At 60.8% G+C, this 7,440-nt stretch carries 7 protein-coding genes and 1 riboswitch; of the genes, 6 read left to right on the top strand and 1 reads right to left on the bottom strand.

The annotated features are described in order from the left end of the window. Nucleotides 1-292 precede the first annotated feature (292 nt). The gene (locus B2X55_RS10405) at nucleotides 293-748 is read right to left on the bottom strand and encodes a hypothetical protein (protein WP_278823152.1); all 456 of its coding nucleotides are present in this window, start codon (nucleotides 746-748) and stop codon (nucleotides 293-295) included. A 148-nt stretch (nucleotides 749-896) separates the two neighbouring features. Here B2X55_RS10405 and B2X55_RS10410 point away from each other — a divergent pair, with 148 nt between their 5' ends. The 6 genes from B2X55_RS10410 (at nucleotide 897) to B2X55_RS10435 (ending at nucleotide 7,200) form a co-directional block, all read left to right on the top strand. Beyond that, nucleotides 897-1,760, top strand: coding sequence for a hypothetical protein (locus B2X55_RS10410; RefSeq protein WP_270528563.1), 864 nt, complete (start codon nucleotides 897-899; stop codon nucleotides 1,758-1,760). Between the two features lie 197 nt (nucleotides 1,761-1,957). After that, nucleotides 1,958-2,416 (top strand): Rrf2 family transcriptional regulator, encoded by a 459-nt coding sequence (locus tag B2X55_RS10415; protein ID WP_036374849.1) that lies wholly within the window; start codon nucleotides 1,958-1,960, stop codon nucleotides 2,414-2,416. 12 nt (nucleotides 2,417-2,428) lie between these two features. Further along, the gene (locus tag B2X55_RS10420) at nucleotides 2,429-3,952 is read left to right on the top strand and encodes an ArnT family glycosyltransferase (protein WP_286822071.1); all 1,524 of its coding nucleotides are present in this window, start codon (nucleotides 2,429-2,431) and stop codon (nucleotides 3,950-3,952) included. Between the two features lie 56 nt (nucleotides 3,953-4,008). Then, entirely contained in the window at nucleotides 4,009-5,034 is a 1,026-nt protein-coding gene (locus B2X55_RS10425; protein ID WP_286822072.1) for a glycosyltransferase family 2 protein, read from the top strand. Continuing rightward, complete coding sequence (locus B2X55_RS10430) at nucleotides 5,024-5,428, top strand: GtrA family protein (protein WP_286822073.1); 405 nt, start codon at nucleotides 5,024-5,026, stop codon at nucleotides 5,426-5,428. Before B2X55_RS10425 ends, B2X55_RS10430 begins: the two co-directional genes overlap by 11 nt. A gap of 209 nt (nucleotides 5,429-5,637) precedes the next feature. After that, nucleotides 5,638-7,200: a nitrite/sulfite reductase gene (locus B2X55_RS10435; protein WP_286822075.1), complete on the top strand. Its 1,563-nt coding sequence runs from the start codon at nucleotides 5,638-5,640 to the stop codon at nucleotides 7,198-7,200. A 45-nt stretch (nucleotides 7,201-7,245) separates the two neighbouring features. Further along, nucleotides 7,246-7,361, top strand: a riboswitch (TPP riboswitch). The last annotated feature ends 79 nt before the right edge of the window (nucleotides 7,362-7,440 follow it).

Here is a 7,440-nt window from a genome sequence, read left to right on the forward strand (position 1 = left end):
ACTTGTACGGTGGGCTCATATGCGATGGCCTGACTAGGCGGGGTGGAGACTATTTCGCTTGCAGGAACGGAGTGACTGCCCGCAGGGCTGCCCCGCAAACGAGCTTGGCTTTGTTTGCAATGTAAAAGCGTCGCTGTATGCGGCGCAGTTCCTCAGTACTGAAGATATACCTTGCGGGGCATTTAACGAAGTGACGAAACCGAAATAGTCTCCACCCCGCCCCCTACGATGTTATACAAAAAAAGGGCTGCCGCTTTCGCGACAGCTCTTTTTGCAGGCGTCAGCCCATAGCTTATTTCGTTGCCTTTTTGCTTGCCTTTGCGTTCTTTGCATTCTCCTGCGGTGCGAATGGCGTCAGGGCGAAGTAGTCGAGCTCGCCTTTGCTGTTGAAGATGAACTCGCAGCGGACGACTTTTGCCTTGTCAAAGCTCATGAGATAGATGAACTGGTCCGTCTTGTCGAAGCGCGTCCACGAGACGAAGCGGCTCTCCTTGAGCGTGCCGAGTTCCTTGGCCATGCGCTGCTGTGCCTTGAGCATTTCAGATGCCTTGACGTTCTTCTTGGCATCGGCGCTCATGACGGCGAGGGCAGAGGCCGAGTCCTGCTTGACGAGCATGGCGTCGATCCACTGGTTCGAGATCGTCTCTTCGCTCTCGAATGCCTTGGCGTTCGCGGACGGAGCAGCCATGGCCGTTGCCGGCAGGATGAGCAGGCAGAGCATCATCGCGAGTAAATAGATTTTCTTCATAAAAACAATACACCTCCTGACAGCCATTGTACCGCATTTCTATCTTTCCTGTAAAGCGATTCTTGCGGATGTCCGCGCTGGCCGGGAGCCTGCATTGCAGTGTGTTTTATCTTCTATTCTGTATCTTAGGTATCTAGGGGGTTACATTTTGCTCGAACAATTGATATTCACGATGGGCGGCCCTCTGCGGGCAGGCAGCCTGCGGGTCGAGGTGGCGGTGCGCGAGCGCAAGGTCTATGTCGGCGCGGCCCGGGCGGATTCGCTCGAGGAGCTGCCGCAGGAACTCGCTCCGGACGCTCTTGTAGAGTTGCCGAACGGCCGCCGCTGGCTGCGCAAGCTCGACAAGCTCGCCATCGCGCAGCGCTGGCGCTCGCGCTTCACGGCGTCGGCGCCGCTCTCGGCGGACACGCGCTGGCAGCTCCTCTACAAGGAGCAGGGCAAGAACGCGCGCCACATCATAGGGCTCGGGGCGTTCCCCGAGAACTGGACGTCGTTCGTCGACTGCCTCAATGAATTGCCGGACGTCGCCATCCAGCAGCAGAACCACCTCGAGTACATCCGCTTCCTGCTCGTCGAGAAGGTGCCCGTCATCACGGGGCGGAAGAGGACGGTCGTGGAGCTACGCGAGAAGCTCGTCCTCGACCGCCGCAAGCGCATGATCCTCTACAACCGCCACAAGGAGGACTTCGGCACGGAGCGCCATGCCTACGATCTGCCGAAGGCGGTAAGCAATCTGCTCGATGCGCTCGACAAACCGGCTGCCTTCGAGCAGCGCCTGCACGTGCGCTGTATCGACGGCTCGGATACGGGGGCGCGGCTCATCGTGCGCTGGCAGCGCCACGACCGCCTCGAGGCGGGGCTCACTTGCCATTACGATGCACAGGACATGCCGGCGGACTGGCCGCTCTTCCTGCGCATGCTGCACGAGGCCATGGGCGGCATCCGCGGCCGCTTCTTTGCTCTCGACCGCTTCCCGTTCGAGAGCGCGGCGCAGGCGAGCGCACAGCCATGAGGCAGAGCGCTCGATGTAGCAGGGAAATTGACAGGCATTGGATTCCTGCTATACTGAAGGTATTAATAAATACAGCGTATCTGCAAGAATACGATAGATGAGAGAATGCGGCTCAAGATCCATGAAGATCCATGTACAGCATATACAGTATATACGGTGCGATGGGATGCGATATGAGCCGGGAAAGAGGGGATACTATGCAGATTTCCAGCCGTTTCACCATTGCGGTCCACATCTTTGCCTGCATCGAGGCGTTCGGGGACCAGTACAAGCTCACGAGCGATTTCCTCGCGGGCAGCGTCAATGTCAACCCCGTCATCATCCGCAAGACGATGTCCCAGCTCCAGAAGGCCGGGCTCATCAAGGTCGCACGCGGCACGGGCGGCATCAGGATCACGCGTCCGCTCGAGGAGATCACGCTCTTAGACATCTTCGAGGCCGTCGAGTCCATCGACCACGAGCATCTCTTCCACTTCCACGACAATCCGAATCCGGCCTGCCCGGTCGGCCGCAACATCCACAAGATCCTCGACGGCCACCTGCAAGATGCCCAGCGCGCGCTCGAGCAGGAGCTCGCCAAGACGACGCTCGCCGACATCCAGCAGGAGACGCTGGCCTGCCTCGCAAAGGATGCTGCTGCAGATCAGCAGGGATGATGGGGGCACAGCATGAATAAGATCCTTGCCATGATGAAGCAGCACGAGCGCGCGCTGGCACTACTCGCCGTCATTGTCCTCGTCCTGCTCGGCAACGGCCAGCTGGCCATCACGGACCCCGTCGAATCGAACTACGCGCTGACCGCCAAGGAGATGCTGGCAGCTGGCGACTTCACCTCGCCGCGCATCTACGGGAATTACTGGTATGATAAACCGATCTTCTTTTACTGGGAACTCCTCGCGGCTTTCCAGATTTTCGGCACGGGAGAGTTTGCTGCGCGCTTTTTCCCGGCTGTGTTCTCGGTGCTCAATGTGCTTGAGACGTACTACTTCGCGCGCAAGCTCTACGACAGGGCTACGGCTTTCCTCTCGGCCATCATCTTCGGCACGACGATCGCCTTCTTCTACCTCTCGAAGGCCGTCATCACGGACATGACGTTCGTCTTCTTCTTCAACGCCGTGCTCATCGCCTTCTACCTCGCTTACCGCAGCGGCAGGCGATGGCTCTACCTTGCGGCCTTCTTCTTCTCGGGACTGACCGTCCTGACGAAGGGCCCGATAGGCTTCCTGCTGCCGGGCTTCATCCTGCTCGTCTTTCTCTGCGTGAGGCGGCGGGCGGGGGAGGTCCTGCACATGAAGTGGCTGCCCGGCATGGCCGTCTTCCTCGCCGTCGGCGGCTCGTGGTACTACGTCATGTACCGCCTGCACGGCATGGCATTCATCGACACATTCTTCGGCGTGCACAATTTCCTGCGCGCCCGCGTGGCCGAGCATGCGCGCGACGATGTCTTCTACTACTACACGCTCATTTTCCTCTTGGGCTTCGCGCCATGGTCGTTCGTCGTGCTCTACCAGGTCAAGAAGCGCTGGGCAGAGCTCAGGGAGAGGGTGAAGCAGCGGCGCGTGAGCGATGCGGCCATCTTCCTCTTTGTCTGGGCGCTGCTCGTCAACCTCTTCTTCCAGTGCATGGCGACGAAGTACGTCACCTACACGCAGCCGGCCTTCCTGCCGATGGCCATCCTCGCGGGCCGCTTTCTGCTGCCGAAGATACGCCTCGTCAAGCGGACTGCCGCCTGCATGTACGTGCTCTACGCAGTGCTGATCTTCGTGGCCGCCATCCCGCTCTGCGAGCAGCAGTCGGGGCGCACGACGGCCGCTGCTTTAAGGAATCTTAATCCCGGTGATTACCTCGTCGTTAACTACGGCGACTATAATAATGACCGTATCCACTACAGAGCCTCGACGGTCTTCTACTACGGGGAGAACATCCCCGAGCTTATCGGGCGCGAGGAGATGGAGGACGTCCGGCCCGGCGGCATGAGCTGGAACGCCAAGAATGTCATGCCGTTCCTCGCCTATGAGGACCTGCCGCCCGAGACGCCGATCCTCATCATCTGCGAGACGGAGCGGCTGCCTTTCCTGCGCGGCCGCCTCGCCGACAGCGCTCTCGAGAACGTCTACGAGTCACAGGGCACGACGATTGTCAAGGCCATCGTGCCGCGCCGCCGCATCGCCAATCCCGGCGATGCGGAATAAAAACACAGAAGGAACACGAAGGAACACAGAAGGATAGAAGGGAAGTCTAGATATCCATGGAGAAAAAGAGACTGTCCATCGTCGTACCCGTCTACAACGAGGAGGACAATCTGCATCATTTCTACGAAGCCGTCCGCCAGACGATGGCAGGTCTTGACCTTGACTGGGAAATCATCTTTGTCGACGACGGATCGCGCGACAAGAGCCGCGCCATCCTCGCGAAGCTCGAGCGTGAAGATGCACGCGTCCAGCCGATGCTGCTCGCACGCAATTACGGCCACCAGCTCGCGCTGACCTGCGGCCTCGACCACGCGGACGGCGATGTCGTCATAACGATGGACGGCGACATGCAGCATCCGCCCGAGCTCATTCCCGAACTGCTGAAGTACTGGCACGAGGGATACGATGTCGTGCAGACGATACGCGATGCGACGCGCGACGCCTCGTGGCTCAAGCGCACGACATCGGCCGGCTACTACAAGTTCCTCAACCTCATCTCGGAGGTGCCCGTGCAGCCGGGCGGCTCCGACTTCCGCCTGATGGACCGCAAGGCCGTGCTCGCCTTCCGGCGCTACCGCGAGCACGCGCGCTTCATCCGCGGGCTCATCGGCGCGATGGGCTTCCGGCAGAAGCAGCTGCACTTCACGGCGCCGCCGCGCTTTGCGGGCAGCTCGAAGTTCTCGCCGCGCAAGATGTGGCGCCTCGCCGTCGACGGCGTCTTCACGTGCTCGACCTTCCCGCTGCGCCTCGGCCTCTACTTCGGCATGGCGAGCCTCTTCGCGAGCATCTGCCTCTTCCTGCACGTGCTCTATGAGACCTTCGTCAGCGAGGACACGGCGGCGGGCTGGCCGACGATCATGGCCTGCCTGCTCTTCTTCGGCGGCATGCAGCTCCTGATCCTCGGCATCATCGGCGAGTATCTCGGCCGCACCTACGAGGAGACGAAGCGCCGTCCGCTCTACCTCCTCGCGCGCGGCAAGCCCGAAGACCTCGCGCACGGCCTCGATGATGAGGCGGCGGCTTCGGCCATCGCCATGGCCAATGAGTCGGCAGAAGAGCCGGAGCCTGCCCATGAGAGTTGACTGGCAGACCATCAAGCACCACTTCTTCACGCGCGCCTTCCTGCTCTTCCTCGTCATCGGCACGCTCAACACCTTCCTCTGCAGCTTCCTCGCGACGATCCTCGAACCGCTCGTCCACAATGCGAACCTCGCATTCAACATCGGCTATCTGCTGAGCAATGGCAATGCGTATCTGCTCAACAGCTTCTTCGTCTTCCCGACGCGCATGACGCTCGCGCGCTACGTGAAGTTCTTCCTCTCGTACGTGCCGAATTACATCATCCAGAACGCCATCGTCTTCATCTGCTACAATCTGCTCGGTCTGCCGTCGCTCGCGAGCTACCTGCTCGCGGCCATCCTCGGCGTGCCGATCACCTTCCTCTGCGTCAAGATCTTCGCCTTCGGCCGCCATTGAGCGGCGGGGAAGAAGAGGTGTTGTGACTTTTATCACAGCTCTGTGATATTTTCTGTTGACGGATAACGACTATCCATGGTATGGTAGATACGATTCAGTAACTGACCAGCAAATGGAGGTTCCTGTATTCTTTCGAGTATGTATACTCTTTTGCGTATGGATGCTCGTTGAGTACGGGGACCTCCATTTTTCATGACAGGAGAGATAGCATGACCAACCGCAATGAACAGTGGAAACACGAGAAGGACGGGCTCGAGATCCTCAAGGAGCTTCCCGCGCTCGCCGAAAAGGATTTCAAGGAGATTGACCCCGGAGACATCGAGCGCCTCAAGTGGGCGGGCATCTACGCGCAGCGGCCGCGCGACGGCCACTTCCTCGTGCGCGTCAAGCTGCCTTCGGGCCAGCTGACGGCAGCGCAGGCCAAAGTCCTCGCGGATCTTGCCGCCGCATACGGCAAGGGCGAGATCCAGATCACGATACGCCAGGCCGTGCAGATCCACAACATCACTCTGCGCGATGCCGTGGACATCCTGCCGCGGCTCAAGGCCGCGGGCCTGAGCTCCGTCGAGGCCTGCGGCGATGTGCCGCGCACGATCCTCGGCAACCCGCTAGCCGGTGTCGACGCAGAGGAACTTCTCGACACGCGCCCGCTCGTCGAGGAAGTCTTCCGGTTCTTCCTCGGCAACCGCGATTTCTCGAACCTGCCGCGCAAGTTCAAGATCTCCATCTCTGCCAACCCGCATGATGCCGGCTTTGCGCGCATCAATGACCTGGCCTTTGTGCCGGCAAGGCGCGAGGGGGAGGCGGGCTTCGTCGCCTACGTCGGCGGCGGCCTTTCGGCAGAGCCGCATCTTGCGGTACGCCTGCCGTTCTTCATCCGCCCGGCGGAGATCAAGGCCGTCGCTGAGGCTGTCGCAACGTTCTTCCGCGACGAGGGCTACCGCGAGAAGCGCAATCACTGCCGCCTCAAGTACCTCGTGGCGGACCTCGGCGCAGAGCGTGTCGCCGAGAAGATCGAGGCACAGACGGGCGCTCTGCTGTGCGGCGGCGAGGAAGTCACCGCCCCGTGGAACTACGGCCGCTTTTACGGCATCCACGCGCAGAAGCAGCCGGGACTCTGCTACGTCGGCGTCCACGTGAAGAACGGCCACATCCGAGCCGAAGACCTCCGGGCATTTGCCGAGCTTGCTGAGCGCTTCGGCCAAGGACGCCTGCGCACGACGAACTCGCAGAACCTCATCCTGCTCGACATCCCCGAGGGAGAGACCGGGGCACTGCTTCACGATGCAATCTTCAAGGCCTACCCGACGGCGCCGGGGTTCTTCACGGGATATGCCTCCTCGTGCACGGGCAATGCCTACTGCAACTTCGCACCGATTGAGACGAAGAACCGCCTGCACGACCTCACGGCCGCGCTCGACGAAGCTTTCCCAGAGGTCGGACAGCCGTTGCGCATCAACCTGACGGGCTGCTTCCACGCCTGCGCGCAGCCGCAGGTCGCCGACATCGGACTGACGGGCGGCCGCGCGCGCGTCGGCGAGGCGGTCGTGCCCGTCTACACGTTGATGATCGGCGGCCATCTCGGCGAGGGATCTGCCTTTGCTCGGCCGCTCGAGGGCCGCGTGGCCGACGACAAGCTCCTCAGCCTCCTGGAGGCCCTCGTCCAGAAGTACCTCGCACTGCGCGAGGCGGGCGAGCCGTTCTACGCGACGGTCGCGCGCACGGGCCTCGAGCTTTGGCAGTCTGTCGCCAACCAATACACAATTGCTTGAGAGACGTTGACAATGTGAAAGAGTCCGACTATAATAAGAGTTGCAATTGCATAACGGGGGAGCTTGCGGCGTCGTGCACAGCAGGCTGAGAGGGGACTCGTGGTCCCGACCCTTGACCTGATTTGGATAATGCCAACGTAGGGAGATGGAGCGCTTCGCCGCAGGGCAGGCGCAGACGTGAGATGAGCGAAGGAAGACCAAGCAGGTCTTCCTTCTTTTTGTATATAGAAAACCCTTGGT

It is taken from the genome of Mitsuokella sp. UBA4253, assembly GCF_002395285.1.
In the GTDB taxonomy this organism is placed as follows: Bacteria; Bacillota; Negativicutes; order Selenomonadales; family Selenomonadaceae; genus Mitsuokella; species Mitsuokella jalaludinii.

Excerpts from the sequence above, each read along its gene's own strand:
- B2X55_RS10405 (WP_278823152.1), bottom strand. The coding sequence starts at position 748 with ATGAAGAAAATCTATTTACTCGCGATGATGCTCTGCCTGCTCATCCTG.
- B2X55_RS10415 (WP_036374849.1), top strand. The coding sequence starts at position 1,958 with ATGCAGATTTCCAGCCGTTTCACCATTGCGGTCCACATCTTTGCCTGC.
- B2X55_RS10420 (WP_286822071.1), top strand. The coding sequence starts at position 2,429 with ATGAATAAGATCCTTGCCATGATGAAGCAGCACGAGCGCGCGCTGGCA.
- B2X55_RS10425 (WP_286822072.1), top strand. The coding sequence starts at position 4,009 with ATGGAGAAAAAGAGACTGTCCATCGTCGTACCCGTCTACAACGAGGAG.
- B2X55_RS10430 (WP_286822073.1), top strand. The coding sequence starts at position 5,024 with ATGAGAGTTGACTGGCAGACCATCAAGCACCACTTCTTCACGCGCGCC.
- B2X55_RS10435 (WP_286822075.1), top strand. The coding sequence starts at position 5,638 with ATGACCAACCGCAATGAACAGTGGAAACACGAGAAGGACGGGCTCGAG.